Origin of the sequence: Roseovarius aestuarii (genome assembly GCF_019966515.1) — a bacterium.
Classification (GTDB): domain Bacteria; phylum Pseudomonadota; class Alphaproteobacteria; order Rhodobacterales; family Rhodobacteraceae; genus Roseovarius; species Roseovarius aestuarii.
Window position 1 is genome coordinate 305,923 of the sequence record NZ_JAIMIB010000003.1, and the last position, 25,982, is coordinate 331,904.

Here is a 25,982-nt window from a genome sequence, read left to right on the forward strand (position 1 = left end):
ATGGCGACAGTCACCCTTCAGGGCGTAAAGAAAAGCTTTGGCCCCACGGATGTCATTCACGGCATCGACGTGGAGATCGCAGATGGCGAATTCATCGTCATTGTCGGCCCCTCGGGCTGCGGCAAATCCACCCTGTTGCGCATGGTTGCGGGGTTGGAGACGGTCACCGCAGGCGATGTGCTGATCGGTGGCGTGCGCGCCAATGACAAGGAGCCGATGGATCGCGATATCGCGATGGTGTTCCAGAATTACGCGCTTTATCCGCATATGTCGGTGCGCCAGAACATGGGCTACGGGCTGAAGATCGCGAAGCTTCCCAAGGACCGGATCAACGCCAAGGTAGAGGAAGCTGCGCGACTGCTGCAACTTGAGCCGCTCCTCGACCGCAAGCCCCGGCAGCTGTCGGGTGGCCAGCGCCAGCGCGTCGCCATGGGACGTGCCATCGTGCGCGAACCCGCCGTTTTCCTGTTTGACGAACCACTCAGCAACCTTGACGCCAAGCTGCGCGTTCAGATGCGGTTGGAGATCAGGGAATTGCAGGCCAAGCTGGGGATCACGTCGCTTTATGTCACGCACGATCAGGTGGAGGCGATGACCATGGCCGACCGAATGATCGTGATGAATGCCGGGGTGGCAGAACAGATTGGCACACCGCTGGAGGTTTATGAGACCCCTCGAACCCTCTTCGCGGCGCAGTTCATCGGCAGCCCAGCCATGAACGTCGTCGATGCCCGGGTGAAGGATGGGAAAGTGATGCTTGAGGGAACCGTGGTCGCAGATGCCGCAGGCCCGGATGGTCCGATCAAATTTGGCGTCAGGCCGGAACATTTGATGCCGGATGAAAAGGGTCCGTTGGCGGTTACAGTTCAGATGACAGAGCCCTTGGGGGCGAATACGCTGCTGCATGGCAGGTTGCAGGGATATCCGGACAGCTTCACCATCAGCTTGCCCGGGGTACATTCTCTTCCGGAAGCACGCGAACAGATGCGCTTTGCGGTGCAAGCAGGCCAATCCCACGTGTTTGATCCAAAATCCGGCTTGCGACGGACATAGCGAAGTCACTGCAGCAGAAAGCTCGCCGGATGCCTTTCTGCGATCAGTTGAGGGCGCCACCGAGGCGGGCTTTGCCGAAAGCAGGCGGCTATTCTGAAGTGTTCACAAAGCCTGTCGTCGAAATCCGCCATACAAAAAATTGATTGCAGGATTGATATTGTGCGGCTACCTAAATGGGATGGTAAGTCTGAACAACTTCTTTCAGGTCTTTCTGCTTGCGCTGATTTTTTCGGTGGGCGCAAACGGTGTTGTGATGGCATCCAATGATGTATTGCATCAAAAAAACTGCATCCACACGAGCGTTGATGAGACGCCTTTGGCGCACGATCACTCCGGGCATGCAGATCACGCTGAAGCATCGAATGATGCGGCGCCCGAACATGATCATAACACCTGCATGATGCACGCCTGTTCGGCGGTTGTTTGTGAAGTGCATGGTGCATTTGCAGCGCCGATTTTTCTATCGGCTGTTTTGACCGTGACCGAGCAACCACTTACCCCGCTTGGGCTCGCGGAGAGCTTTCTCAGACCTCCAAATACCTGATCTGTCCGGCGAGGCCGGACTTGAGTGAGCAGGCAGCACAACGCGTGTGGTGTGCCTGTCCTTTTTTCTTTGATCGGGAAACATCATGAAATTCTATATCGTATTGGGCGTATCCATGGCCCTGACCGCCTGCGGGGCGGTGACCGAACCACTTCCACGCGAAACACTGGCCGCTTCAGCAAACGTGGAAGTTCACCCGCCTCATGCCTCCACACCAGCACTTCTGTCGGGCTATGTCGAACGCCCGGTGAAAGGACCAGCCGCGTGGCGGGAGCTAAATGATCGGCAATCTCCAAATCAGGAGGGCAGCTAATGGGATTTCTTGGAAAGACAGGTTTGAGCTTGTCCGCCATATTGTTGTTGCCCGCGTGCGCGTCGCCTGAGCAAACAGCGCGTTTTTCAGACCGGAAAGCCGCATTTGGCGCCGTGTCTGGCACAGCACTTTCCGTTTTGGGACAAGATGCTGTCTTGCTGATGGACGCGGCGGCGATTGAAGCAAACGCCAAACGTGTGCATGCCATGGTCCAGGGCAAGACCCTGAACGCGGATACTGCCGTACAGGTGGCGTTGATCAATAATCGGGGATTGCAGGCGGCCTATGCCCAGATGGGCGTTTCATCAGCTGATGCCTGGCAATCCATCATGCAGCCAAATCCAATCGTTGCGATTGAAGTGGCGGGTTTGAATGCGAGTGGTGTAGGCGCCTTCCGGTCCATCGAAGGGATCGTCGCCAACAACCTGCTGGCCGCATTCACGCAGAAAGACCGGAGCCGGCAGGCGGATATCCAGTTTAGGCAGGCGCAACTGATCGCAGTCGAAGAAACCCTGCGCGTTGCAGTTGAAACCAGGCGCGCCTGGGTCGACGCCGTTGCTGCCTTTGAGACTGCCGGATTGATCCGTGACGCGCAAAGTACAGCGGATGCGGCCTCGGAACTGGCGGCAAGGCTGGGGGATACCGGGTTCCTCAACAAAGCTGATCAGGCGCGCGAACATGCGTTTTATGCCGAGTTGACCGGGCAACGGGCGCAGGCAAAGCTGGCAGCAACCCTGGCGAAGGAGACACTTACACGGCAGATGGGCCTTTGGGGTAGCGACGTGAACTATTTCGTCCCCAACAATCTGCCACGCCTGCCGGGGCATGTGCACGACCGCCCGCATATCGAGCGGGACGCGTTGAAGTCGCGCGTTGATCTGACGCTTGCGCGCTTGGAGCTGGACAGCATGGCCAAGGCGCGCGGCATGACCGAGGCGACACGCTATGTCACCGATCTGGAACTGATCGTCGGTGTTGAGCACGAGCGTGAAAACGAAGACGGCAGAATCGAACGGGAAACAACGCCGCAGGTCGAGCTGGAGTTTGCCATTCCGATCTTTGACAGCGGCAAGGCGCGTCTGAAACGGGCCGAGGCCGCCTATTTGCTGGCGGCGCATCAGCTGGCCGAAAGGGCCGTGAATGTCAGGTCCGAAGCGCGGGCAGCGCATGCCTCCTATGTCGGCACACACCAGATCGCGCGGCACTATAGAAATGCCGTTCTGCCGCTGCGCCAGACCATCGAGGAAGAGGCGCTGCTTTCCTACAATGGCATGATCACCAACACGTTCGAACTGCTCGCAGACACACGGGCGCGACTGAATTCCAACCTCATGGAAGCAAACGCGCGGCGTGATTTCTGGCTGGCGGACGCCAATCTGGTTGCGGCGATCTACGGCGGTGGCGCCGGGGCAGGCGGTGGCGCGGCTGTCGCAAGCATCGCCGGCGGCAGCACTGAAGAGCACTGAGAAGGAGAAACAAGATGATGAACAGACGTCAAATACTCACCGCCGGTGCTGGCCTGATGGCGACCGGTACAATGGCAAAGTCGCAGAACATGGGATTACCCGAGGCGGCGATGATGGACAGCGCCACAACCCAGGCACCGCTGCGGCCCACCTCAGGGCGCGATTATAACCCGGTGGTAACCCTGAACGGCTGGACCTTGCCCTATCGCATGAACGGCAATGTCAAGGAGTTCCACCTGATCGCAGAACCGGTAGAGCGTGAACTGGCCGACGGCATGACCGCCTACCTCTGGGGCTATAACGGCCAGTCAACTGGCCCGACGATCGAGGCGGTTGAAGGTGACAGGGTCCGCATTTTCGTGACCAACAAGCTGCCGGAACACACGACGGTGCATTGGCATGGCATGATCCTTCCCTCGGGGATGGATGGTGTCGGCGGCCTCAGCCACCCGGGCATCCCGCCGGGAAAAACCTTCGTTTACGAGTTCGACTTGGTGAAATCCGGCACCTTCATGTATCACCCGCACGCGGATGAGATGGTGCAGATGGCGATGGGGATGATGGGCATGTTCGTGGTCCATCCAAAGGACCCCACCTTCATGCCGGTGGATCGCGACTTCCTGATCATGCTGAATGCGTTCGACATCGATCCGGGCACCTATATCCCGCGCGTCATGACAATGACGGATTTCAATATCTGGACGTGGAACAGCCGCGTTTTTCCCGACATCGATCCGCTGGTGGTGAATTACGGCGACCGGGTGCGCGTGCGGGTCGGGAACCTGACCATGACCAACCACCCGATCCACATGCATGGCTATGATTTCGAGGTGACCTGCACCGATGGCGGCTGGGTGCCGAAAGAGGCGCGCTGGCCGGAAGTTAGTATCGACATCCCCGTCGGCGCGATGCGCGCCTACGAATTCGACGCGGTTCACCTAGGCGACTGGGCGATCCATTGTCACAAGTCGCACCACACGATGAATGCAATGGGTCACGACGTGCCCAACTTCATTGGCGCCGACAAGACACAATTGACGCGGATGATCCGTCGGCATCAGCCGGAATACATGCCCATGGGCAGCAACGGCATGGCCGAAATGGGCATGATGCAAATGGAACTACCCGACAATACCGTGCCGATGATGACCGGCTGGGGGCCGCATGGCCCGATTGAGATGGGTGGCATGTTCTCGGTCGTGAAGGTGCGCGAGGGGATCGATGCAGACGACTATTCCGATCCCGGCTGGTACGAAAACCCGCCCGGCACGCAGGCCTATGAATGGGCAGGAGAGCTGCCGGAATTCTCAACGAATGACAGCCCCAAAACCCGGCTGACCAAACGCAAGTCCTGAGCACCTTGGACACATCTACAGACAAAGGAAACGCATAATGAAACATCTTACTTTAGCGGCTGTCGCATGTTTTGCCGCCTCTGCCGCCTTCGCTGCGGGATCGCATGATCACAGCCATGACCATTCCGAAGGTGAGCACGGCAAAATGATGGCCGTTGGCATGCCTGGCAAGGCGGATGCCGTGGATCGGACAATCGACGTCATCATGCGCGAAACCGATGATGGCGACATGATCTTTGAGCCTTCGGAGTTTGACATCAAACAGGGTGAAACCATCCGCTTTATCGTCTCCAATAAAGGCGAGTTGGAGCACGAATTTGTCATCGACTCGCAGGAGGGAAATGCCAAGCACAAAGAGATGATGGCCCAGATGGAAATGGAGCATGACGACCCCAACTCGGTCAGCCTTGAGCCCGGTGAAAGCGGCGAAGTGGTCTGGAAATTCGCCAATGCCGGCGCGTTCGAATTCGCCTGCCTCATTCCCGGGCATTACGAAGCGGGTATGCACGGCCCAATCAACGTCGCCGAAACAATGGTCGAGCGCATTTACACCAAGGGTGTCGTGAAAAAGATCAAGCCTGACTCGGGGAAGGTCACGATCATTCACGAGGAACTAGTTGAACACGACATGCCCGCCATGACGATGGTGTTCCCTGTAGCCGATGACGCAATGCTGGATGCTCTTAGCGAAGGGCAGAAAATCGAGTTCGTCGCGGATCGTGTGAAGGGCAAATTGACCATAACCGATCTGAAGTAACGCGCATGGCCAAGACGGTGGGGCCTTGGCCGTTGCCGTCTTAAGCCTTTCTCAAATCTCGGGCGTATCCGCGTCTGCCGCAACAGATGGCTGGGCCCCGCGCCTACTTGATCCAACTCGCCACATCGTTTGCCACGATGGGATGAGCCAGATAGCCATAGAACTTATGCGGGTTGGCTTTGCCGCCCATGGCGTAGCAATTGTAAATGCGCTTGTCCGTGATGCTGTCGACGTAGTCGAATTTGGTCATTGCCTTATAGTCGTCTTTCATCGTGGTGTCGTGGCTGATGAAATCATCGACTGCTGCTGTGTTGTGCCAGTGCTTCACTATGTTCTTGGGGTGCTTGTCTGTGCCATCGTCGTGGGCCCGCTCATGCCCGTCATAGAGATTGGCCTTGACCCCGGCCTCACCCAGCGGGCAACCGAGGGTGAGCCACTGGCTGATCCGGTTGCCGTTCTCGCGCACGTCGGCATATTCACTCATCCGCGAGAATTTCCAGAGCACATCATAGGCCACGATGCAGCCCATGGAATGCGAGATCAGGCAGATGTCGTCGCCGCGTTTGAGCGCGCGCCTGAGCGGCGTCTGAAGCCTTTCGCGAACTTTGGACCCGACTGAACGACGCATGAGATAGGCCCCCATATCGGCGGTTGCCAATTTGATCCCCACGGTATTGAGGAATGTCGCCGTAGTGATCGCGGCGATGGTGGACACCGCGCGCGCCGCATCATCCATGAAACGCAGGTCGTCGTTTTCCTTCAATATCTTGCGATAGGCGCGTTTGTCGAAACGCCTGATCGCACCGAGCGCGTCGATTGCATCTGCAAATCCGACGTCTGGAAGGCAGGGGGCATTGTCGCTATGCGGGTCGGTCTCGGTCAGTCTTTTGGCGTGTGTGTCACTTTTAACAGCCAGGATGCGGTTGCTGATGTCGCCATAATAGACAAAGTCGATTTCTACCGCGCCATCCGCGACTTTTTTGGCCTTGGCCGGGTTGACCCGCTCGAGCCCCTGCAACAATGCCTGACGCTGAAACATCGCCAGGCGCTGTTTCGCGGGTTTGGTGCTGCGACCGTGAATCATGATGATGCGCTGAGCCATAGGTTTTCTCCGAAAGTGATTTTGTTGAATGGCACAATTGTGCCGGACAGAGCCGCAATCTGTCCAGAAAATACTTCGGTCGCGCGGGGGGCCCGGGCCAGGGCTGAAACGCCGACCCGGAGCGTGTGTGTCAGATCATCCCAAAAATGCGCGCCGGCCCGCCGGATCCGCCGCGATGTTTCGGGGCGCCGATCATGATCGTGGCGCCGCTGGCGGGCATTTTGTCGAGATTGGCGATATTTTCGATGCCGAACCGGCCAGTGGGAAGCCAGGCATAATGGGTGGCGAAATCGGCAGAGATCCCGTGATCCAGCGACAGCGTATCGCTGGCAATGGAACCGGCGCCGGTTTCAAGCAGCATCTGGGCAGCCTCGACATGGAAGCCCGGGAAATGCATCTTTTCGCCGTCGGAGTTGCGGAATCCGTCGCCGCCGGTTTTGCTGCCCCACCCGGAGTAGAGCGCGACACAGGCATTGTCGGGTATGTCGCCATGGGTGCTGATCCAGGCCTTGAGATCATCGGGGGTTAGTTGCGTATCCGCGTCATCAGCGGCGCGGGCCGCGATATCGATCACGCAGAGCGGCGCTACCAGCGACGTCACCGGAATTTCATCAACTGACGCCCCATCGGTAGAAAAGTGCAGAGGTGCGTCGATATGGGTGCCGGTGTGCTCATTGAGGTTCATCGTGAACAGGTTGAAGCCATTCTCGGCAAAGCTGAACTTCTGTTCCATCTCGATCCCCGGACTGCCGAAGTAAGTCGGGAACACCGCGTCATAGGTATGAGTCAGGTCCTCGACTGCGCCATGTCCGGCCGCCAGGGCAGGCGGGGCTGAAACGGTGCCGAGCGCTGCAGCGGCACCGGCGGCGGCGCTGGCCGTGAAAAATGCGCGGCGGGACAACATTTTTTCCTTCACCGCGTTGATGACGCATATATCGCACATAGTTTTCTCCCGTGGTTTCCGGTTATAGACCAGTGTGATGATAGTACGGGTAACCGTATGGGCGAGTCGAAATTTACGCGCACCCGGTTGTGCAGAGCGGGCGCATGTCTGATAGGGGGCCGGAATGGTCTATGTGAAATGGGTATTCAAGATTTTTCTTTCGCTCATGGTGATCGTGTTTCTGCACTACACGTTGCCGCAGCATGATATCGCGCGGGTGACCGACACCTATGAAAAGCGGATCGATTTTGGTGAAAATTCGATCTTCTGGTCGCATGCGGAAGTTGGGAACGCCACGGGTGCGGTGAACCGCGATGTGTTCTTTATCCAGTCGGTGCGCCGCAACGGCCGGGTAATGGTGTATCGCAATGAAGATACCGGCTGGGGCTGGCCGCCTTATTTCAAGTTCGACACTTCCAATCTGCAGGCCGAAGCGGCGGATATGAAATCAACAGCCGAGGCGCCAAAGTGGGTGGCGATCAAGCACTATGGCTGGCGCAATGAGTTTCTGTCGATCTTTCCCAACGCGGTGGGTATTCGGCCTGTTGCCGACCCAGAGGCGAGGATCATTCCCTGGTTCAATATCGGGTTGCTGACATTCCTCTTTGCCTCGTTCTGGGCCGTTCGCGTGAGATGGATCAGATTCCGCAAAAACCGGATCGAAGCCAAGATCGACGAATGGACGGATGGTTGGGGATGAGCGCCGTCTTGCAACTGCTCCGGGCAGCGATTGCAGGGCGAACGGATTGGCCCTCCGCATAGTTGCGGTTTGGATGCCGTGCGGAGATGGTTTCAGCGATGAAGGGGACGGTAAGCGGTATTACTTCCAATGTCTGCATTGAGCCCAGAGCGGACATGAAGGAAAATGAGTAATCGAATGAAGAAATTGGGTTATGAGTAAGGAAATTTAGCTATCGCGAGTGCATAAATGGATTGGATTTTTGAACTAGATAGAGATGAGTTAAAGCAGATCTTTTCGCTTTCAGAAGAGCGGTCTGAGCGCGTGACTAAACTTATTCAAGGAGAGCTAGATAGTTCCTCTTGTAGTGATGAAACTAGATTGTCTGTCCTTCGTGACGAAGCTTATGGCCTCTACTGTTCGAAGGCCATTGAAGAAAAACAGGCGCTCAACGAGAAAGATATTGAAGAACTCCTACTAAGCGAGTTTCCGACGTCCAAATCGGTGCTGGGTGAGGCGATCATCAAAAGCAAGGTAAGTGCTCGACTATGTACGGAAATTGTTGAGCGAAGCGACTCTCAGAGTTGGCTGTACAAACAAGCAAAATCCTTTGTTTTTATGTCATCTTACAAAGAAGACCCCCGGTCCGAACATCTGGAGGATTTGTTAAATCTGTCGTGTGAATGGGCATTGCATCAGATAGTTTATCTAATCGACGAGCCAAACTTGAAGCCCTTTGCCGAAATGCTGGAGCGAAATAAGTTGGTTCCCATAAAGTCCAAGAATCGACTTATCAACGAGATTAAGCGTCGACGAAAGCGCGGATGACATCTCGACGTGTCGTCCAGACCCGGGAAGCTATGTACTTGAGGGTAGGCATACAAGTTTAAAGTCCGTTTTGTCCGCTTAGCTGAAGGCGGTTTACCTCTTGGGCTGGAATCGGAAGAATGCCTCAACGCTTACCGTAATAAAGTCCCACCACATGCTCGGCCTCGGCAAAGAACAGCCAACGTGAAGCCGCAATACCCATCAGATGCAGGATAACGGCGACCAGAACCGAGACGTGCGCGTAGGGGATGAAAATCAGCAGTAGCGGCAGGATGAAACCCAGCAGCACTGCAACGACACGCACCTTGAGCGCGTGTTTGCGGCCAACCTGAAACACCAGTTCACGCAGCAGGTAGTTGGTGCCGGTGTGCGGTGGCTCAAACGCGCGGACATCGCCGATAGGGCCAAGGCCGGTCGCGCTCGCCATATCGGTGCCACTGCCTTGCAGGGCGCCATCGCCCCTGACCCACCAGATCACCTGAATGACTGCCGCGATCGGTAACAGAATCTGTGCCAGAGCGATCTGCCCTGCTAGCAATGCGCCCCCGGCAAGCGAGATCGACATCAGCAGCGCCGGTGTCAGCGCGGTTTTCCAGCGTGGCACCGTCTTGAGTTGGGCATATATCATCGAGGTGGCGTAGACCGTGGCGAGGCTTAGCAACGCGCCGATCCAGCCCAGAACGGCAATCCTGGTGTCGAGGAAAATGACCCCGGCGGCATAGAGGCCCATGGTGGCAAGCGCTGCCACGGCGGCCACACCTTCACGGCTAAGCCAGCTTGAGCGCCATTGGCTGAAGGCTTTCATCGCACGTTCCGGATGGCCCAGATGAAAGGTCGAGGCCAGAAGCCCGCCTACGGCCAGGCCGAAACCGATGGCGAAGAACACGAAGGCGACCCAGCCCGATACATCCGGAAGGCCCAGGCCCAGAAAGAACAGCAGGCCAAATCCCAGACCCGAGAGGGTGGTGAAAACGATGACAGAGGGGGCGGGATGCATCTCAGATTTTCTCCAAAGCTTTGTCGAGCCAGCCAAGGAAGCCCTTGGGCTCTTCCATCACGGGTTCAAGGAACGGGGCGAGAATGTCGATGTCACCGGCGTGATCCATCTGATCCTTGGGACGGGGCGGCAGGTATTTGTTGACGGGTTTGGTCTCCTGCTCGGGCATCAGGTCCATGCCGCCGCGCTCCGCCGTCAGCTTGCTGACATTGCTTTCCGGGTCGGCAAAATCGCCAAAATGACGCGCACCGGCGGGGCAGGTACGGACACAGGCGGGGGCGCGGTCCACCTCGGGTAAGTTTTCGTTATAGATGCGGTCAACGCAAAGCGTGCATTTCTTCATCACGCCTTCGGCGGCGTCAAGTTCCCGCGCACCATAGGGGCAGGCCCAGGCACAGAGGCCGCAGCCGATGCAGTCGCTTTCATTGACCAGCACGATGCCATCCTCGACGCGTTTGTAGCTGGCGCCGGTCGGGCAGACAGTGACGCAGGGGGCGTCTTCGCAATGCAGACACGACTTGGGAAAATGGATGAGCTGCGCCGCCGGGTGCGGCATCTCGGAGGTGGCCAGCGGCTGCACCTCGTAGCTGTGCACGCGGTTGAGGAACGTGCCCGAGCCTGCGCCGTCATAGGCGTTCTGGTCGGATAGCGGCGCGCCATAGTTTTCGGTGTTCCAGCCTTTGCAGGAAACGACACAGGCATGGCAGCCCACACAGGTATCAAGGTCGATCACTAGGCCCAGTTTGCGGGTGGTGCTTTCGGGAAGGGTCGTCATTTGCCTACCTTCCATGTCAATTCTGATGGACCCTTGGCCACCGGGGATTTGATCGGATCGAAGGCGGGTTGGCTGACATCTGGCGGCGCACTGGCCTTTGCAACCTTGACCCGCAGATCGAACCACGCCGCCTGACCGGTGATCGGGTCGGAGTTTGACCAGCGTAGCCCGTCGCCCTTGGGCGGCTGCAACTCGTGGATCAGGTGGTTGAGCAGGAAGCCCTTGGTCGCTTCGGACGCATCTTCGCCAAGCGCCCAGGCGCCCTTGCGCTTGCCAATCGCGTTCCATGTCCAGATGGTGTTTTCGTTTAGCGCCGCCATATGGGCCACCGGCACGATAATCTCGCCATGCGCCGAGGTGACACTGGCCCAGTCGCCCTCGGCAAAGCCGTTGGCCTTCCAGATCTTGGTGGGCACGTAAAGCGGGTTGCGGCCGTGGATCTGGCGCAGCCAGGCGTTCTGGGTTCCCCAGCTATGGTACATCGCCATCGGGCGCTGCGTCAGCGCGTGCACCGGGAATTCGGCGGTATCGACATTGTCGTCCTCGAAGGGCGCGTACCAGATCGGCAGCGGGTCCATCGTGGCCTTGATCCGCTCGCGCAGATGATCGGGGGGCTGCCGATCGCCGTGGCCTTCTGCAGCCAGTTGGAATTTGCGCATCGTCTCGACATAGAGGTCAAAGATATACGGCTGTGGGCTGTCATAGATACCCATTCCAACCGCCCAGTCCTGATATTCCTTGCTCCAGGGTTTGTAATAGGCCGCCGCCTCGGGGATGTGTTTGACGAAGAACCCACCATTGGCGATGTAGCTGTTGAGCTGCCCCTCGTTCGGGGCGCCGCGGCCGTGTTGCAGGCCCTTATCACCCATTCGCCAGCCTGCCAGCGGACCGATACCCGGGCGGCGTTCGTGATTGACCATGTAGTCGGCGTAATCTTCGTATTTGGCGCTGCCATCGTCGTTAGTGAAGCCCGGCAGTTTCATCTTGTTGGCCAGTTGCACCAGCACTGTCTGGAAGCCACGCACATCACGGTCCGGCTCGATCACCGGCCAGCGGATAGCATCCGCCGCGCCATCCGCCTCGCAGATTGGACGGTCCAGCAGCGAAATGCAGTCGTGCCGCTCCAGGTAGGTCGTGTCCGGCAGGATAAGGTCGGAATAGGCGACCATCTCGGACGAATAGGCATCGGAATAGATGATGCGTGGAATCACGTAATCGCCGTTTTCGTCCGTGTCGGTCAGCATCTCCATGACACCCTTGGTGTTCATCGAGGAGTTCCACGACATATTCGCCATATACATGAAGAGTGTGTCGATCTTGTACGGGTCACCGGCATGGGCGTTCGAGATCACCATATGCATCAGCCCGTGGCTGGACATCGGGTTTTCCCAGGTGAAGGCCTTGTCGATGCGTCCGGCAGAACCGTCCTCTTTGAGCACAAGATCATCCGGACCCTGAACAAAGCCCAGATGCGGACCGTTTAATGGCGATCCAGGCGTGACCTTGGCATGAGGTTTGGGGTGGGCACTGACCGGTTTCGGATAGGGTGGTTTGAACCGGAAGCCGCCGGGCACCTCGACCGTGCCGAGGATGATCTGCAGCACATGCAGGGCGCGGCAGGTCTGGAACCCGTTTGAGTGGGCGCTGACACCCCGCATCGAGTGGAAGCTGACCGGGCGGCCCATCATTTTCGTGTGTTTCTCACCACGAAAATCGGTCCACTCATGGTCCAGCTCGAACGCCTCATCAAAAGCGACGCGGGCCAACTCGGCGGCGATGGTCCTGATCTTATCGGCTTTGATGCCGCAGCGCTCAGCCACCGCTTCGGGAGCGTATTGCTTGTCCAGATAGCGCTCGGCCATCAGGTGCATCACCGGACGATGGGTGACACCGGCAGCACGGTGGGTGGCGTGCAGGTCAGGGCGGACGCCGGGCTTGTCGAAGGCGGTGAGCTTGCCGGTCTTGCGATCGATGACCAGCGGTTTGCCATCTTCATCACGCAGGAAAAGGCCGTAGTCGGGCGATTTCTCATCGCCGTTCACCAGTACCGGCGCATTGGTATAGCGCGCAAGGTAATCAAGGTCGATCTTGCCCGCTTTCATCAGCTCATGAATGAGCGACAGGATGAAAAGCCCGTCGGTGCCCGGGGTGATGCCGACCCAGTCATCCGCCACCGCGTTATAGCCCGACCGGATCGGGTTGACGCCGATCACCCGCGCACCGCGGGCCTTGATCTTGCCGATACCGATCTTGATCGGGTTGCTGTCGTGGTCTTCGGCCACGCCAAAGAGCATGAAAAGCTTGGTATGATCCCAGTCGGGCTGGCCGAATTCCCAGAAAGCGCCGCCCATCGTGTAGATGCCGGCCGCCGCCATGTTGACCGAGCAGAAGCCGCCATGCGCCGCATAGTTCGGCGTGCCGAAATTCTGCGCCCAGAAACTGGTGAAGCTCTGGCTTTGGTCGCGGCCAGTGAAGAACGCCAGCTTCTCGGGGTTTTCCTCGCGAATGGGTTCGAGCCAGTCGGCGGCGATCTGCAGGGCTTCGTCCCAGCTGATCTCCTCGAACTCGCCCGAGCCGCGTGGACCCACACGTTTCAACGGGGCGCGCAGGCGAGAGGGCGCGTTGACCTGCATGATGCCAGCGCTGCCCTTGGCACAGAGTACGCCCTTGTTGACAGGGTGGTCCCGGTTGCCCTCGATATAGGCGACCTTTCCATCCTTCATATGCACATTGATGCCGCACCGACAGGCGCACATGTAGCAGGTCGTCTTGCGCACCTCGTCCGAAACCTTGGGAGAGGTGTCAATCTTGGGCTGGTGATGTGTCATGGCATGGTCCCTGTTCTCGCGGCGCCAACCTAGGGCAGAAGTTTTGTCGGTGCGACCGTTTTCTATTAACTTTCGAATTTCGCAACTTTTGTTCCGGGAAAATCAAATTAACCCGGAGGCTTTCCCGTATTCATGGGTTTGCCAGCGCTTGCAAAATCGTGACCGCGATCATTTGTGTAACATCATCGGCGACACAGCCGCGCGACAGATCATTGGCAGGTTTGGCCAGCCCCTGAAGGATTGGGCCGATAGCCGAATAACCACCCAGACGCTGAGTGATCTTATAGCCGATATTGCCAGCATCGAGATCTGGGAAGATCATGACATTGGCGTGGCCTGCCACCTCGGAACCCGGTGCCTTGCTCTGCCCGACCGAGGGGACAAAGGCGGCGTCGAATTGCAATTCCCCATCGGCGGACAGGTCCGGGCGATCGGTGCGCAACTTTGCCAGTGCATCGGTGACCTTGGTCACTTTCACATGGCGGGCACTGCCTTTGGTCGAGAAGGACAGCATGGCGATCTTAGGTTCTTGCCGCATCAGCGCCTTGCAGGAATTGGCCGAGGCCGACGCGATTGCAGCCAACTCATCACTGTTAGGGTCAATCACAAGCCCGCAATCTGAATAAAGCATGGCGCGACCATGTTCGGTGGCGTTTGTGGGCGGTATCATCAGGAAAAAGCTCGATACCATCGCCGCATCCGGGGCCTTGCCGATCACCTGAATAGCGGTGCGCACAACATCCGACGTGGTTGCAACGGCGCCACCGACAGTGCCAGCCGCGTGGCCCAGACGCACCAGCATGGCGGCATAAATCAGCGGGATTTCAACAGCTTTGCACGCGGCCTCTTCGTCAACTCCCTTGTGTTTGCGAAGGTCAAAGAAGGCGGCGGCGAAATCTTGGGTCAGGTCGGACGTAGCGGGATCGTGAATGGCAACCCCATTGCCGTCGCTTGCGCCCTGACTGGCAAGCTCGGCCCGGACAGCATCGGTGCCGCCCACCAGGATCACATCGGCAATCCCGGCTTGGTGGGCGGCAAGCGCCCCCGCGACAACGCGGGGGTCACTGCCTTCGCTTAGGGCAACGGTCGTACGGGTGGCCGGAAGCTCGGAGAGCAGCAGATCAATTGGTGTCTGTGTCATGTGTTCCGGCCTTATCCCTGCCTCAGACCTGCTGAGGACGCATGTCCGCTTTGTCGATACCGGCCACTTTGACCGGCGCTTTCATCGCGTCGCGACGGAACGGATCGCCCAGTTCCTGGTTGATCATGGCTTCGATCAGCGTGGTTTTACCCGCTTTCTGATCTTTGATCGCCTGATCCAGGGCTGCGGTCAGCTCCTCTGAGGTGCGGGCAACCACGCCTTGCAGGCCGCACGCCTGTGCAATGCCGGCATAAGAGACCTGCTCGTCCAGCTCGGTGCCGACGAAGTTGTCAGCATACCAAAGGGTCGAGTTCCGCTTTTCAGCACCCCACTGGTAGTTGCGGAACACGATCTGCGTAACCGCAGGCCATTCGCCGCGGCCGATTGCTGTCAGCTCGGTGACCGCGATGCCGAAGGCACCGTCACCCGAGAAACCGACAACCGGCGTATCGGGGCAGCCGATCTTGGCGCCGACAACGGCGGGCAGACCGTAGCCGCAGGGACCAAAGAGGCCCGGTGCCAGGTATTTGCGGCCAGCTTCAAACGACGGATAGGCGTTACCGATGGCGCAGTTGTTGCCGATGTCCGAGCTGATGATCGCCTCTTTCGGCAGTGCGGCCTGGATGGCACGCCATGCTTTGCGCGGGCTCAGCCAGTCCGGCTTGGCGGCGCGGGCACGTTCGTTCCAGGTTGTGCCGGGATCGTCCTGCTCGTGGTCGAGCGAGGTCAGCTCCTGTGCCCAAGCCGATTTGGTCTTGGCGATCAGCGCCTTGCGGTCGTCGCGGCCATCGTCACCGGCGGTGTCCGATAGTTTGGCGAGGATCGAGTTGGCAACTTTCTTGGCGTCGCCGACGATGCCGACGGTGACTTTCTTGGTCAGGCCGATGCGATCGGGGTTGATGTCAACCTGGATGATCTTGGCGTCGGTCGGCCAGTAGTCGATGCCGTAGCCGGGCAGGGTCGAAAACGGGTTCAGACGGGTACCCAGTGCCAGAACGACGTCGGCCTTGGAGATCAGCTCCATCCCGGCTTTCGATCCGTTATAGCCCAGAGGACCGGCAAAGAGCGGGTGCGAGCCGGGGAAGGCGTCGTTGTGCTGGTAGCCAACGCAGACCGGAGCGTCCAGACGCTCGGCCAGAGCCATCGAGTCTCCGATGGCGTTGCCCAGAACCACACCGGCACCGTTCAGGATGACCGGGAATTTGGCGTTCGACAGCAGTTCCGCTGCGCGGGCCAGTGCGTCTTCGCCGCCGCTGGGGCGTTCGAATTCAACGATCTCGGGCAGGTCGATGTCGATCACCTGGGTCCAGTAGTCGCGCGGGATGTTGATCTGCGCAGGCGCTGAGGCACGTTTCGCATTGATGATTACGCGGTTCAGAACTTCGGCCATGCGCGATGGGTCGCGGACCTCTTCCTGGTAAGCAACACAGTCAGCGAACATGTTCATCTGTTCGATCTCCTGGAAGCCGCCCTGACCGATGGTCTTGTTGGCGGCCTGCGGGGTGACCAGCAGAACGGGTGTGTGGTTCCAGTAGGCAGTCTTCACGGCTGTCACGAAGTTCGCGATGCCGGGGCCGTTCTGGGCAATCATCATCGACATCTTACCGGTTGCCCGGGTGTAGCCATCGGCCATCATGCCGCCGGATCCTTCGTGGGCGCAGTCCCAGAAGTTGATTCCGGCTTCGCCGAAGATGTCAGAAATCGGCATCATTGCCGAGCCAATGATGCCGAAAGCATGTTCAATACCGTGCATTTGCAGGGTTTTGACGAAGGCTTCTTCGGTTGTCATTTTCATGGGGCGGTCCTCGCTTATTGCGCAATTATCTGGTTGCAGGAAAATCTGGCGCGAAACTAACCGCGCGGCCGATACTGTGTTAGGTCCAGTTATGTGACTCTATTATTACCAGAAAAATTATATATTGAGACAAAAAATCTCGAAAATATAAAATATAAGAAAAAATTCGATTTTTGGTACTTTTGAGAAATGCCTTATTTTTATTATTAATAAGCAATTCTAAGGAGTTCCGGTGGATTGCCTGCCGAAGGTCAGCCGTTTTTCAATTCCCGTGCCAGAATGCCAATACCGTCGGGTATGCGCGCGGCAGAGATCGAGGAATAGGCAAGCCGGTAGAAATTGCGCGGGGGCGAGTCGCCGTGAAAAAACGGAATACCGGGCTCGATCAGTACTTTGTTGGCACGCAGGCGCGCATCCAGCGCCGTAGTGTCTACATGGTCAGGCGCACGCATCCAGATAGATGATCCGCCAAAGACACCCTGACCGACAATGCCCAACCCGTGCTCTGCGCAGGCCCTTTCCATCACGGTGCGGCGTTTGGCATAGGCCTGGCCCATCTTGCGGATCAAGCTGTCATAATGCCCGAGTGACAGGAAGTAGGCGGCCGTGCGCTGAATATGTCCCGGCGGGTGCCGCAACACACTGGCGCGCAGGGCGCGCGCCTCGCGAATGAAGGCTTTGGAGCCGACAAGATAGCCAAGCCGGAGGCCGGGGAAAATCGATTTGGAAAAGCTGCCGACATAAATCACGCGGCCGTCGGTATCGAGTGACTTAAGCGCGGGCAGAGGCGATCTGAGAAAAGACATCTCGAACTCGTAGTCATCTTCGACAATCAGGGCTTCCATTTCCGCCGCCTTTCTCAGCAACTCTTTGCGGCGAGAGAGCGGCATGGTCGCGTTGGTCGGGCATTGATGGCTGGGCGTGGTAAAGATCACATCGGCATGTTTAGGCAAGGCGTCGGGCGGCAGGCCGTCACGATCGACCCCCACTGGCTCGAGATGGCAGCGCGATTGGGTCAGGATGTCGCGTTGGGCGTGGTAGCAGGGGTTTTCGATCACTGCGGTGCGGCGCTGAGACAGCAATACCTGGGCAGTCAGCCACAGCGCATTCTGCGCACCCATAGTAATCAGGATTTCAGAGGGTTCGGCCAGAATGCCGCGGCGGGGCAGGGTGTGACGGGCGACGAATTCGATCAGTTCCGGATCGTCCTGATCATAGTAATCGGTTGTCATCGCCAGAAAATCCTTCTGGCCCAGAGCCTGAAGGGCGCATTGACGCCAATTGGCATGATCAAACAGCGCCGGATCGGCCTGCCCGTAGATGAACGGATAGCGGTAGCGTGACCAGTCTTGCGGCTTGATCGGCGTCGCCCCGCCGGTAAAGCGACGGCCCAGGGCGCGGGACCAGTCGACCTTGTCCTGCGACGGGTGCAGGGCGGTAAACTCCGGCGGCTCCGGTGCGTTTTCAGACACGTAATAGCCAGAGCGGTCGCGCGCAGTCAGATAGTCATTGGCCAGAAGTTCGGTATAGGCGATTGTCACGGTAATGCGGCTGACACCCAGATGTTCGGCCAGCTTCCGCGAAGACGGCAGTTTTTCACCCTTGCGGAAGCGTCCTGATAGAATGCCTTGGGTGATCATTTGCTGAATGCGGGCCTGCAAGGTGCCCTGCGCCTCGGCATCTAGGAAAAATGTGTCGACCGATATCACCATGGCTCAAGTGTAGACTGGACTTATCGAGGGTGCAATCTGGCCTGACAAATTGATTTCGGAATCACTATGACCACTGTATCATCCGATTGGAAAAGCCGCATTGAATGACGTCATTCCCCGAGGGGAGAAGTGGATGATCCGCGTGCCGTCGTGTCGCGTGGCCCAGCCAACTTCCTGCATATGGCTCAGCAGGGCACGGCCCAACCGGCCCGCCAGATGCGGGCGCCGCTCCGACCAGTCAAGGCAGTCGCGGCACATCGGTGCCCGTGAGGGCGGCAGCGCATCAAGGTCGACGCCAAGCGCGGTGACGAAGGCGCGGCCACTGCTGGTCAATGTCATGCCGCTGCTGGAATGCCCAAAAAAACCCCGTGCACTCATGCTGTCATAGGCGCGGATGCCCATGTTCCCGGCCAGATGATTATAGCAGATCCGCGCGTGGCGCAGTTCCGGGTCGCGCGGCCCGGGACGGTGGCGCAAATGCCCTGACCCGGCGGCCAGGCCGGTCAGCGCTTCGAGCACCAGAGCGACCTCTTCCGACGCGAGGGTAAAATATTTGTGTCGCCCTTCTTTGCGCGGCCGGATCAACCCGCCGACGTCAAGCTTGGCCAGATGAGAAGAGGTGGTTTGCAGGGTCACCCCGGCCTCTCCGGCCAACTCGGTCGCGGTCAGTGCCTTGCCGCTCATCAGCGCGTTAAGAATATTGGCACGGGCTGGGTCCCCGATCAGCGCGGCGATGCGCGAGATGTCAGGCGCTTCTTTCATAGTTCGATATTAGCCGAAGTATTCGGTAAAATAAAGCGTGATTACCGCTTCGATCGCCTGATCATGCTGTGGTTGCGCCGCCGCACGGTCGCATATGCGCCGACAACAGAGATCCAAAGCTTGATCTGCCGACCCGGCGCTGGTTGTGACGGCAGACATTTGATGGTCTTGGCGGTTAAGCGCAGCCGCCTGTCACGACGAAACCGACCGCGATAACAATTGTGAAGCTCTGTGCCATTCGTCGATCAAACATGCCACCAGTAGCGTGTCAGGTGGAAGAAAATCGGGGCGGCGAAAATGATCGAATCCAACCGGTCGATAAATCCGCCATGTCCCGTGATCACGTCGCCCCAGTCCTTGACCCCGCGGTCGCGCTTGATCGCTGACAGCACCAGCCCGCCGAAGAACCCCATCAGAGCGATCACCAGCGACATCACCCCGGCCTGAAAGAAGGTGAAGGGCGTCACCCACCACAGGCATGCCCCCAGAACGGTGGCGCTGGCCACACCGCCGACAAACCCCTCGATGGTTTTCGCTGGTGACAGTCGCGGTGCCATCTTGTGCTTTCCCAGAAGCTTGCTCCAGATATATTGCAGCACGTCGCTGGCCTGCACGACGATGATCAGGAACGCGACAAGTTGGATGTTCTGACCTTCGAACCCGGGAATGTTCAGGCTTAGCAGCGCCGGTACGTGGCTGACGAAGTAGATCGTAACCATGGCGGCCCATTGCACCTCAGCTACGCGGATGAGAAAGTCTTTGCTCTCGCCCCGGAGGGCCGAAATCACTGGCATCAGCAGGAAGACATAGACCGGCACCAGCACGGTGTAGAACCCATACCAGTCGGTAAAGACGAGGTAATATTGCAGCGGCAGGACGACAAAGAACACCGCTGCCAGCATCCAGTGATCAGCTCGGCGCGCGTTGGTGAGGGTGATGAATTCCCTGAGTGCATTGAACGAGCAGACCGCAAACAAAAGCGTCACGCCGGTGCGCCCCCAGAGAAACGCCAGCCCGAGCAAAATAACCATCACCCACCAGGCCCAGATCCGCGCATTCAGGTTTTCCACAACAGATCGGCTGGGGCCGTCTTTCAACTGCGCCGACAGGATGCCGCCAATGGTCGAGGCCAGGATCAGTACAACAACGACACCCATCATTAGCGCCATCAGGCTGTCATGGTTCATCTGCCGCCTCCCCAATGTTCGGGGCCAGTGCCAGCACCGCCTCCTGTGCGCGGGTCAGGAACTGCTCTTTGCTCTCGCCGTCGGTCAACCGTATCGCGGCCCCGAAAGTACAGGTGCAGATATAAGGGATCGGGATGATTTCTCCGCGGGGCAGGGCGCGGTTGAGGTTGTCGATCCATACCGGAACGAACCGTATGCCGGGTCGCTTTTTCGCGACGTGGTAGATGCCGGTCTTGAAGGGCAGGAGTGTCTCACCGGTGTCGTTCCGGCGACCCTCGGGAAAGATAATCAGGCTTGATCCGCCATCCAGCGCTTCGACCATCTGATCCACCGGGTCGCGGTCGCGCGCTTCGGGGCGACGGTCGATCAGCACGGCGTTGATCACCTGCCGGCCGATATAGGAGCGGGCCGGTGATGTCAGCCAATAGTCGGCAGCGGCGACGGGCCGGGTTTTCCAGCGCAGGCGCGGCGGTAACACTGCCCAGATCAGGATGAAATCGCCGTTGCTGGTGTGATTGGCGAAATAGATCGTTTGCTCATCGCGCGGCGGTTCGTCCCGCCAGTTGCCACGCACCGCGGTGATGAACCGCGCGAACCCGATGATGAGATACGCAACCAGATAAGCCAATAGGCGCATAAAAATGCCCTGTATGTCCCCGAATATATCTTTTTAGCCCAGTCTGACCCGCCGGGTATTGCGAAATCAAGTCGGATTATCTGCGCGCCTGTCGAGAGAGTATTTGCAAAATGGGGTATAGTCGCGACATATTACAGGAGGACATTATGATAATACGCGTATTTCAGGTGACCACTCATCCGGGTAAGGAACGTGAGTTCAGTAATTTTTTTCACAACACCGCTATTCCATTGATGCAGCGTACCGAGGGGTTGCACGACGTAACTTTCGGCACGGCGCGATCAGAATCCCCTGCAGATTTCTGCATGGTCATGGTCTGGGAAAGTCTTGCAGCGCTCAAGGCGTTCGCCGGAGAGGACTATGCCAACCCGCATATCTTGCCGGAAGAGGCGATCCTCGTGAGGGCGCGCAGCGTCAAACATTATGATCTGGTCGATGCCTGATCCTTTGGGGTCACGGCGGACAAGTCCGGGTGCCGGATGCTTTTGCGTGACGCCCTGGCTGAAAACCGGTCCCGATTTTTTATCGCCGTCTGGCTGGTGAAATGTCACATGCGTGCAATCTGATGTCTGTCTGGAATCGAAAACCCCGACCGGGCTCTGTGCCTGATCGGGGTTTTCGAAAAGTTCTGACCAGGATCAGGCGGTCGGCAATATCACGATCTCAACCCTGCGGTTCTGCGCCTTGCCCTCCTCGGTCAGGTTCGACGCGATGGGCTGATCTTCACCCCGGCCAAAGGCGTTGATGCGGTTGAAGGGCACGCCGTTATTCGTCAGCACATCGGCCACGGCATTGGCGCGGCGCACTGACAGATCCTGATTGTAGGCCGCCGTCCCGGTATTGTCGGTATGACCGATTACCTGAACTGTTGATTGCGGATATTGCTGCAGGCTGCTGGCCACTTTTCGCAGGTCGCTGCGCAGGCCGCGATTGAGCCTCGCACTGTCTGTGTCAAACAAGAGGTCCTGCGGCATGGTTACGATCAGACGGTCGCCGGTATTGGTGATACGGATATCCTCGTTTTCCAGCTGCTGGCGCAATTCAGCCTCTTGCTTGTCCAGAGAATAGCCAATCGCGGCGCCCACGCCCGCACCGGCGAGGCCACCGATAATCGCACCCTTGCCCTTTTTGTCACTGGCGATTGCGCCCACGCCCGCACCCAGTAGGCCGCCGATCAGCGCGCCTTGTTGCGTGTTTCTATTCGGGTTCTGTGTGCTGCCACCATTGCCGACATAGCCGGGATCGGTACAGGCCGTGGCCGTCAACAGGGACGCGCCGGCTAACAGCATGAGTGGTTTTTTTGTGTATTTCATGGTTCTCGCCTCGTTATTCATGCCCGTTAGGTCGGGTCTGTGGTGATGTTATGCAATAACAATCGCCCGCCCAAGCGAATTCGACGGGGAATATTATGGCTTATCTCGCATTTTTTACTCCGGAACGCTGCGCTGTGCACGCACGCATTGGGTCAACGCCTTGGCCAGGTCTTTGACATAAACCTCGCTGATCGGACGTGTGGTTGAGATTCGGAGAAGCGGTCGCCCCTGGCTTTTGAGAAATGCCGCTGTAAGGCGTCCATACTCATACGCCAGTGCTTTGCTGCGACGACCGGAATACTCTAGCGGCAGGCCCAGTCGGAAGGCCTCATAGCCATAGCGCCAGGCGCGTAAGCGCACCATATCCTGAGCCCTGATCCAGTTGCTGCGATGTTGTGACATGGCCTTCCCCGGTTGTCCGAAAAATACCACGGTTCATGGCCTGCGCCAATAACGGGAATGCGCGTTTGGGGCAGCTTGGATTTGGATATTCACGATCTGGCCTTGGTCAGTTGTTCTGGAAAGGAACCAAACGTGGAGTCGAGCCCACAGGGCGCCATTGTTCCGAACCCAGTGAATGGCCCCACCTGTAGGAGCCTGCGATGCGTGGCTTAGGTTTTTTGGCGTGAACGACCGATCATGCCAAAGGTATCGGGGATGCTTTCGTCTGGAACGAGGCTATCCTAGGCTTCGGCGCGGGCACTTTCCCAGGCCAGGATGGCGCGTTTGACCGGGAGGCCCCAGTGATAGCCGCCCAATCCGCCGGATTTGCGCAGGGCGCGGTGACAGGGGATCAGGAAGCTAACCGGGTTACGTCCTACGGCGGTTCCCACGGCGCGTACGGCGCGGGGGTGGCCAATAGCCTGTGCGATCTCGGAATAGGTAGTGACATGGCCTGATGGTACGTTCAGCAACGCCTCCCACACCTTGATCTGAAAGGGCGCGCCGATCATGTGCAGCGCGGTCTCTCCGGCACCGGAAAAGCTCGCCTCGACCCAGGATCGGATTGCCTCGGGGTTTTCGACATATTTTGCCTCGGGCCAGCGCGAACGCAGATCCTCCATCGCGGCATCACGTCCGCATTCGCCGGTGAATCCCAGCCCGCAGAGGCCCTTGGTGGTGCCCATTGCCAACACGTCGCCAAAGGGGCTGTCAAACCAGCCATAGCTGATCTTCAGACCTGCGCCGCGCCGGGCGAACTCGCCGGGGCTCATCGCTTCCCACCGCAAAAACAGATCATGCAGCCGCCCGGTGCCCGATAGCCCGGCCTCGTCCGCCGCCGCCAGAGTGGTGAACTGATCGGCCAGCAGCGCCTTGGCATGGCCCAGCGTCAGATATTGCTGATAGCGTTTTGGCGACACGCCCACCCAGGCGGAAAAGAGCCGCTGGAAATGCGCCGGGCTCATATCCATCCGGGTCGCCAGCTGTTCAAGCGTCAGGTCTGTGCCGCCCGCATCGATCAGCTCGATCGCGCGGCGCATGACATGGTAGTGATAGGGTTCGCTGGCTTGAATATTCATTTTCTCTTGTCCATCTTGCTTGATCCTAAAATAAGCCAACCCCGCGCGCTCTGCGACCCGAATATTGCGCATTGACCGATTTGTCGGCATAGGGAGCGGATGGCAAAGCAGTTAGACTATCATACCATCCGCGAGATCTTTACACGCTTTCATGACGCCGACCCCGAACCCAAGGGCGAGTTGGAGCATGTGAATGTTTACACGCTTGTCGTGGCCGTGGCGCTGAGTGCGCAGGCCACCGATGCGGGCGTCAACAAGGCCACCCGCGCGCTGTTCAAGATCGCTGATACCCCGCAAAAGATGCTGGAACTGGGCGAAGAGGGCTTGACCGAGCACATCAAGACCATCGGTTTGTTTCGTCAAAAAGCCAAGAACGTCATCAAGCTCAGTCGTATTCTGGTCGATGATTATGGCGGCGAGGTGCCCAATTCCCGCGCGGCGCTGCAGTCGCTGCCCGGTGTCGGACGCAAGACTGCCAATGTAGTGCTGAACATGTGGTGGGGCATGCCCACTCAGGCGGTCGATACGCATATCTTCCGTGTCGGCAACCGTACCGGCATCTGCCCAGGCAAGGATGTGGTTGCGGTAGAACGCGCCATCGAAGACCAGATTCCCGCCGATTTCCAGCACCATGCCCATCACTGGCTGATCCTGCACGGCCGCTATCATTGCAAGGCGCGCAAACCCATGTGCGGGACCTGTATCATCCGTGACCTTTGTGAATTCGAGGATAAGAACTTATGAAAAAGTACCAGGCCGTAGGTATCGGTAATGCTGTCGTGGATGTGATCAGCCAGAGCGATGATGGCTTCCTGTCGACCTATGGCATCGAAAAGGGCATCATGCAGCTGATCGAGGGGGACCGCGCCGAGCATCTTTATGACGCGATGGAAAACCGAGCCCAGATGCCAGGCGGATCGGTGGCAAACACCATTGCGGGTCTGGGGGCGATGGGCCTGAGCACCGCCTTTATCGGCCGGGTCTGCGATGACGAGCTGGGCCGTTACTACGCCAAGGGCATGGCTGATGCGGGCACGGACTTCGTCAACGCACCGGTGCCAGGGGGCGAATTGCCCACGTCACGCTCGATGATCTTTGTCTCGCCAGATGGCGAGCGGTCGATGAACACTTATCTGGGCATTTCGACCGAACTGGACGCCAGCGACGTCGATGACGAGGTCGCCGGAGGGGCTGCGCTCTTGTTCCTCGAAGGCTATCTTTACGACAAGCCCAAGGGCAAAGCTGCCTTCACCGAGGCCGCGCGGGCTTGCCGGGCAGCGGGTGGCAAGGCGGGCATCTCGCTCAGCGACCCGTTCTGTGTCGACCGGCATCGTGACGGTTTCCGGCAACTGGTGCGCGAGCTGGACTATGTGCTGGGCAATGAGCACGAATGGAAATCGCTCTATCAGACCGAGGATCTGGGTGCCGCTTTGGAACAGGCCGCGGCGGAAAGCGGATTGATCGTCTGTACCCGGTCTGGCCATGACGTGGTGGCGGTTCAGGGTAGTGAAAGCGTGTCGGTTCCCGTGCAAGAGATTGTGCCGGTCGACGCAACCGGCGCAGGCGATCAGTTCGCCGCCGGGTTCCTTTATGGCTTTGCTACAGGTCAGACGCTCAATGTCTCGGGCCGGATGGGCTGTATTGCGGCGGCGGAGGTGATCAGCCATTATGGCGCCCGCCCCGAACGCGATGTAAAAGAGATGTTCCGCGCCGAAGGACTGCTTTGATCCCCCCGCAGGGTACCCGTTCGGAACCCATGATCAGTTTTACCCGGCTGCCCGAAATTGCACCGGACGAGATCATCGCGCATATGTCCAACCCCCGCGTTGCCAAGCATATGCCGCTTTTGACCTTCGAATGGGACAGGGCTGCTGTCGCCCAGTTCGTGGCCGGTAAGGAAGAACGCTGGCGCGTCGATGGGTTGGGTCATTGGGCAATCTTAAGCGACGGCAGATATGTCGGCTGGGACGGTTTCCAGAAAGAGGGTGGTGAGTGGGACTATGGCTTGGTTCTGAAGCCTGGCTCATTCGGGCTTGGGCCGCGCATCTTGAGGAAGGCACTTGACTTCGCTATCGCCGACAAACGCATTCCCTTTGTGACTTTCCTGCTGCCGCCGTCGCGCCGAAAACTCGGTGCGTTGGAAAGGCTCGGCGCAGAATTTGTCGGAGTTTCGGAGTACGAAGGTGCCGGGTTTCTCAAGTATCGTCTGGAAACCGAATAACGCATGATTGGGAACGCCGCGGGGATTAGTCGGGTATTAGAATAGAAAGGGGGC

Annotated in this window: 26 protein-coding genes; 12 read left to right on the plus strand and 14 right to left on the minus strand. The window is 58.4% G+C overall.

The window, feature by feature from the left end:
* From ugpC to LC334_RS06570, 6 genes are all read left to right on the plus strand, one after another.
* Positions 1 to 1,053, plus strand: a complete 1,053-nt coding sequence (gene ugpC / locus LC334_RS06545) for a sn-glycerol-3-phosphate ABC transporter ATP-binding protein UgpC (RefSeq protein WP_085799438.1) — start codon at positions 1 to 3, stop codon at positions 1,051 to 1,053.
* A 139-nt stretch (positions 1,054 to 1,192) separates the two neighbouring features.
* Positions 1,193 to 1,597: a hypothetical protein gene (locus LC334_RS06550; RefSeq protein ID WP_223412901.1), complete on the plus strand. Its 405-nt coding sequence runs from the start codon at positions 1,193 to 1,195 to the stop codon at positions 1,595 to 1,597.
* Between the two features lie 85 nt (positions 1,598 to 1,682).
* Entirely contained in the window at positions 1,683 to 1,910 is a 228-nt protein-coding gene (locus LC334_RS06555; protein ID WP_085799440.1) for a hypothetical protein, read from the plus strand.
* A gap of 113 nt (positions 1,911 to 2,023) precedes the next feature.
* Positions 2,024 to 3,376, plus strand: a complete 1,353-nt coding sequence (locus tag LC334_RS06560; RefSeq protein WP_223412902.1) for a TolC family protein — start codon at positions 2,024 to 2,026, stop codon at positions 3,374 to 3,376.
* A gap of 14 nt (positions 3,377 to 3,390) precedes the next feature.
* Positions 3,391 to 4,731 carry a multicopper oxidase family protein gene (locus LC334_RS06565; RefSeq protein ID WP_139836322.1) on the plus strand — a complete coding sequence of 447 codons (1,341 nt, stop codon included), beginning with the start codon at positions 3,391 to 3,393 and terminating at the stop codon, positions 4,729 to 4,731.
* 37 nt (positions 4,732 to 4,768) lie between these two features.
* Positions 4,769 to 5,488: a copper-binding protein gene (locus LC334_RS06570; protein WP_085799442.1), complete on the plus strand. Its 720-nt coding sequence runs from the start codon at positions 4,769 to 4,771 to the stop codon at positions 5,486 to 5,488.
* A 103-nt stretch (positions 5,489 to 5,591) separates the two neighbouring features.
* On the opposite strand, the gene LC334_RS06575 is transcribed toward LC334_RS06570, so the two are convergent.
* Together LC334_RS06575 and LC334_RS06580 are read right to left on the minus strand one after the other, a co-directional pair.
* Entirely contained in the window at positions 5,592 to 6,590 is a 999-nt protein-coding gene (locus LC334_RS06575) for a hypothetical protein (RefSeq protein WP_085799443.1), read from the minus strand.
* Positions 6,591 to 6,720: 130 nt separating this feature from the next.
* Positions 6,721 to 7,533, minus strand: coding sequence for a cyclase family protein (locus LC334_RS06580; RefSeq protein WP_085799444.1), 813 nt, complete (start codon positions 7,531 to 7,533; stop codon positions 6,721 to 6,723).
* A gap of 124 nt (positions 7,534 to 7,657) precedes the next feature.
* On the opposite strand from LC334_RS06580, the gene LC334_RS06585 reads away from it, so the two are divergent.
* On the plus strand, positions 7,658 to 8,233 hold the full coding sequence (locus LC334_RS06585; protein ID WP_085799445.1) for a DUF1523 family protein: 576 nt from the start codon (positions 7,658 to 7,660) through the stop codon (positions 8,231 to 8,233).
* 228 nt (positions 8,234 to 8,461) lie between these two features.
* Positions 8,462 to 9,040 carry a hypothetical protein gene (locus LC334_RS06590; protein WP_085799446.1) on the plus strand — a complete coding sequence of 193 codons (579 nt, stop codon included), beginning with the start codon at positions 8,462 to 8,464 and terminating at the stop codon, positions 9,038 to 9,040.
* 124 nt (positions 9,041 to 9,164) lie between these two features.
* Here LC334_RS06590 and LC334_RS06595 read toward each other — a convergent pair whose 3' ends face one another.
* From LC334_RS06595 to LC334_RS06635, 9 genes are all read right to left on the minus strand, one after another.
* On the minus strand, positions 9,165 to 10,037 hold the full coding sequence (locus tag LC334_RS06595) for a dimethyl sulfoxide reductase anchor subunit family protein (RefSeq protein ID WP_085799447.1): 873 nt from the start codon (positions 10,035 to 10,037) through the stop codon (positions 9,165 to 9,167).
* 1 nt (position 10,038) lies between these two features.
* Positions 10,039 to 10,812: a 4Fe-4S dicluster domain-containing protein gene (locus LC334_RS06600; RefSeq protein ID WP_085799448.1), complete on the minus strand. Its 774-nt coding sequence runs from the start codon at positions 10,810 to 10,812 to the stop codon at positions 10,039 to 10,041.
* Positions 10,809 to 13,640, minus strand: coding sequence for a molybdopterin oxidoreductase family protein (locus LC334_RS06605; RefSeq protein WP_085799449.1), 2,832 nt, complete (start codon positions 13,638 to 13,640; stop codon positions 10,809 to 10,811). The genes LC334_RS06600 and LC334_RS06605 overlap by 4 nt, the downstream gene beginning before the upstream one ends.
* A 130-nt stretch (positions 13,641 to 13,770) precedes the next feature.
* Entirely contained in the window at positions 13,771 to 14,781 is a 1,011-nt protein-coding gene (gene pta / locus LC334_RS06610; RefSeq protein WP_085799450.1) for a phosphate acetyltransferase, read from the minus strand.
* Between the two features lie 22 nt (positions 14,782 to 14,803).
* Positions 14,804 to 16,576, minus strand: a complete 1,773-nt coding sequence (gene xsc, locus LC334_RS06615; RefSeq protein ID WP_085799451.1) for a sulfoacetaldehyde acetyltransferase — start codon at positions 16,574 to 16,576, stop codon at positions 14,804 to 14,806.
* 251 nt (positions 16,577 to 16,827) lie between these two features.
* Positions 16,828 to 18,288, minus strand: a complete 1,461-nt coding sequence (pdxR, locus tag LC334_RS06620; RefSeq protein WP_085799452.1) for a MocR-like pyridoxine biosynthesis transcription factor PdxR — start codon at positions 18,286 to 18,288, stop codon at positions 16,828 to 16,830.
* Positions 18,289 to 18,366: 78 nt separating this feature from the next.
* The gene (locus LC334_RS06625) at positions 18,367 to 19,050 is read right to left on the minus strand and encodes an ArsR/SmtB family transcription factor (RefSeq protein ID WP_085799453.1); all 684 of its coding nucleotides are present in this window, start codon (positions 19,048 to 19,050) and stop codon (positions 18,367 to 18,369) included.
* Between the two features lie 245 nt (positions 19,051 to 19,295).
* On the minus strand, positions 19,296 to 20,237 hold the full coding sequence (locus LC334_RS06630; RefSeq protein WP_085799454.1) for a phosphatidate cytidylyltransferase: 942 nt from the start codon (positions 20,235 to 20,237) through the stop codon (positions 19,296 to 19,298).
* A complete protein-coding gene (locus LC334_RS06635; protein WP_085799455.1) occupies positions 20,227 to 20,874 on the minus strand; it encodes a lysophospholipid acyltransferase family protein in 648 nt (215 codons plus the stop codon). The genes LC334_RS06630 and LC334_RS06635 overlap by 11 nt, the downstream gene beginning before the upstream one ends.
* A gap of 146 nt (positions 20,875 to 21,020) precedes the next feature.
* Here LC334_RS06635 and LC334_RS06640 point away from each other — a divergent pair, with 146 nt between their 5' ends.
* Positions 21,021 to 21,317 (plus strand): antibiotic biosynthesis monooxygenase family protein, encoded by a 297-nt coding sequence (locus tag LC334_RS06640; protein ID WP_085799456.1) that lies wholly within the window; start codon positions 21,021 to 21,023, stop codon positions 21,315 to 21,317.
* Positions 21,318 to 21,512: 195 nt separating this feature from the next.
* Here LC334_RS06640 and LC334_RS06645 read toward each other — a convergent pair whose 3' ends face one another.
* The 3 genes from LC334_RS06645 to LC334_RS06655 all read right to left on the minus strand — a co-directional run bounded on the left by LC334_RS06645 (position 21,513) and on the right by LC334_RS06655 (position 23,707).
* Positions 21,513 to 22,187, minus strand: a complete 675-nt coding sequence (locus LC334_RS06645; protein WP_085799551.1) for an OmpA family protein — start codon at positions 22,185 to 22,187, stop codon at positions 21,513 to 21,515.
* A 114-nt stretch (positions 22,188 to 22,301) separates the two neighbouring features.
* Entirely contained in the window at positions 22,302 to 22,589 is a 288-nt protein-coding gene (locus tag LC334_RS06650) for a hypothetical protein (protein ID WP_085799457.1), read from the minus strand.
* A 281-nt stretch (positions 22,590 to 22,870) separates the two neighbouring features.
* The gene (locus LC334_RS06655; RefSeq protein ID WP_085799552.1) at positions 22,871 to 23,707 is read right to left on the minus strand and encodes a methylated-DNA--[protein]-cysteine S-methyltransferase; all 837 of its coding nucleotides are present in this window, start codon (positions 23,705 to 23,707) and stop codon (positions 22,871 to 22,873) included.
* Positions 23,708 to 23,806: 99 nt separating this feature from the next.
* On the opposite strand from LC334_RS06655, the gene nth reads away from it, so the two are divergent.
* Genes nth through LC334_RS06670 form a run of 3 tightly spaced genes read left to right on the plus strand, consistent with a single transcriptional unit; the run spans position 23,807 to position 25,928 of the window.
* A complete protein-coding gene (nth, locus tag LC334_RS06660) occupies positions 23,807 to 24,451 on the plus strand; it encodes an endonuclease III (protein ID WP_085799458.1) in 645 nt (214 codons plus the stop codon).
* Positions 24,448 to 25,434, plus strand: a complete 987-nt coding sequence (locus tag LC334_RS06665) for an adenosine kinase (protein WP_085799459.1) — start codon at positions 24,448 to 24,450, stop codon at positions 25,432 to 25,434. Before nth ends, LC334_RS06665 begins: the two co-directional genes overlap by 4 nt.
* 29 nt (positions 25,435 to 25,463) lie before the next feature.
* The gene (locus tag LC334_RS06670; protein ID WP_085799460.1) at positions 25,464 to 25,928 is read left to right on the plus strand and encodes a GNAT family N-acetyltransferase; all 465 of its coding nucleotides are present in this window, start codon (positions 25,464 to 25,466) and stop codon (positions 25,926 to 25,928) included.
* Positions 25,929 to 25,982: the final 54 nt, after the last annotated feature.

Excerpts from the sequence above, each read along its gene's own strand:
- ugpC (WP_085799438.1), top strand. The coding sequence starts at position 1 with ATGGCGACAGTCACCCTTCAGGGCGTAAAGAAAAGCTTTGGCCCCACG.
- LC334_RS06555 (WP_085799440.1), top strand. The coding sequence starts at position 1,683 with ATGAAATTCTATATCGTATTGGGCGTATCCATGGCCCTGACCGCCTGC.
- LC334_RS06565 (WP_139836322.1), top strand. The coding sequence starts at position 3,391 with ATGATGAACAGACGTCAAATACTCACCGCCGGTGCTGGCCTGATGGCG.
- LC334_RS06570 (WP_085799442.1), top strand. The coding sequence starts at position 4,769 with ATGAAACATCTTACTTTAGCGGCTGTCGCATGTTTTGCCGCCTCTGCC.
- LC334_RS06575 (WP_085799443.1), bottom strand. The coding sequence starts at position 6,590 with ATGGCTCAGCGCATCATCATGATTCACGGTCGCAGCACCAAACCCGCG.
- LC334_RS06580 (WP_085799444.1), bottom strand. The coding sequence starts at position 7,533 with ATGTGCGATATATGCGTCATCAACGCGGTGAAGGAAAAAATGTTGTCC.
- LC334_RS06585 (WP_085799445.1), top strand. The coding sequence starts at position 7,658 with ATGGTCTATGTGAAATGGGTATTCAAGATTTTTCTTTCGCTCATGGTG.
- LC334_RS06590 (WP_085799446.1), top strand. The coding sequence starts at position 8,462 with ATGGATTGGATTTTTGAACTAGATAGAGATGAGTTAAAGCAGATCTTT.
- LC334_RS06595 (WP_085799447.1), bottom strand. The coding sequence starts at position 10,037 with ATGCATCCCGCCCCCTCTGTCATCGTTTTCACCACCCTCTCGGGTCTG.
- LC334_RS06600 (WP_085799448.1), bottom strand. The coding sequence starts at position 10,812 with ATGACGACCCTTCCCGAAAGCACCACCCGCAAACTGGGCCTAGTGATC.
- LC334_RS06605 (WP_085799449.1), bottom strand. The coding sequence starts at position 13,640 with ATGACACATCACCAGCCCAAGATTGACACCTCTCCCAAGGTTTCGGAC.
- pta (WP_085799450.1), bottom strand. The coding sequence starts at position 14,781 with ATGACACAGACACCAATTGATCTGCTGCTCTCCGAGCTTCCGGCCACC.
- xsc (WP_085799451.1), bottom strand. The coding sequence starts at position 16,576 with ATGAAAATGACAACCGAAGAAGCCTTCGTCAAAACCCTGCAAATGCAC.
- pdxR (WP_085799452.1), bottom strand. The coding sequence starts at position 18,288 with ATGGTGATATCGGTCGACACATTTTTCCTAGATGCCGAGGCGCAGGGC.
- LC334_RS06625 (WP_085799453.1), bottom strand. The coding sequence starts at position 19,050 with ATGAAAGAAGCGCCTGACATCTCGCGCATCGCCGCGCTGATCGGGGAC.
- LC334_RS06630 (WP_085799454.1), bottom strand. The coding sequence starts at position 20,237 with ATGAACCATGACAGCCTGATGGCGCTAATGATGGGTGTCGTTGTTGTA.
- LC334_RS06635 (WP_085799455.1), bottom strand. The coding sequence starts at position 20,874 with ATGCGCCTATTGGCTTATCTGGTTGCGTATCTCATCATCGGGTTCGCG.
- LC334_RS06640 (WP_085799456.1), top strand. The coding sequence starts at position 21,021 with ATGATAATACGCGTATTTCAGGTGACCACTCATCCGGGTAAGGAACGT.
- LC334_RS06645 (WP_085799551.1), bottom strand. The coding sequence starts at position 22,187 with ATGAAATACACAAAAAAACCACTCATGCTGTTAGCCGGCGCGTCCCTG.
- LC334_RS06650 (WP_085799457.1), bottom strand. The coding sequence starts at position 22,589 with ATGTCACAACATCGCAGCAACTGGATCAGGGCTCAGGATATGGTGCGC.
- LC334_RS06655 (WP_085799552.1), bottom strand. The coding sequence starts at position 23,707 with ATGAATATTCAAGCCAGCGAACCCTATCACTACCATGTCATGCGCCGC.
- nth (WP_085799458.1), top strand. The coding sequence starts at position 23,807 with ATGGCAAAGCAGTTAGACTATCATACCATCCGCGAGATCTTTACACGC.
- LC334_RS06665 (WP_085799459.1), top strand. The coding sequence starts at position 24,448 with ATGAAAAAGTACCAGGCCGTAGGTATCGGTAATGCTGTCGTGGATGTG.
- LC334_RS06670 (WP_085799460.1), top strand. The coding sequence starts at position 25,464 with ATGATCAGTTTTACCCGGCTGCCCGAAATTGCACCGGACGAGATCATC.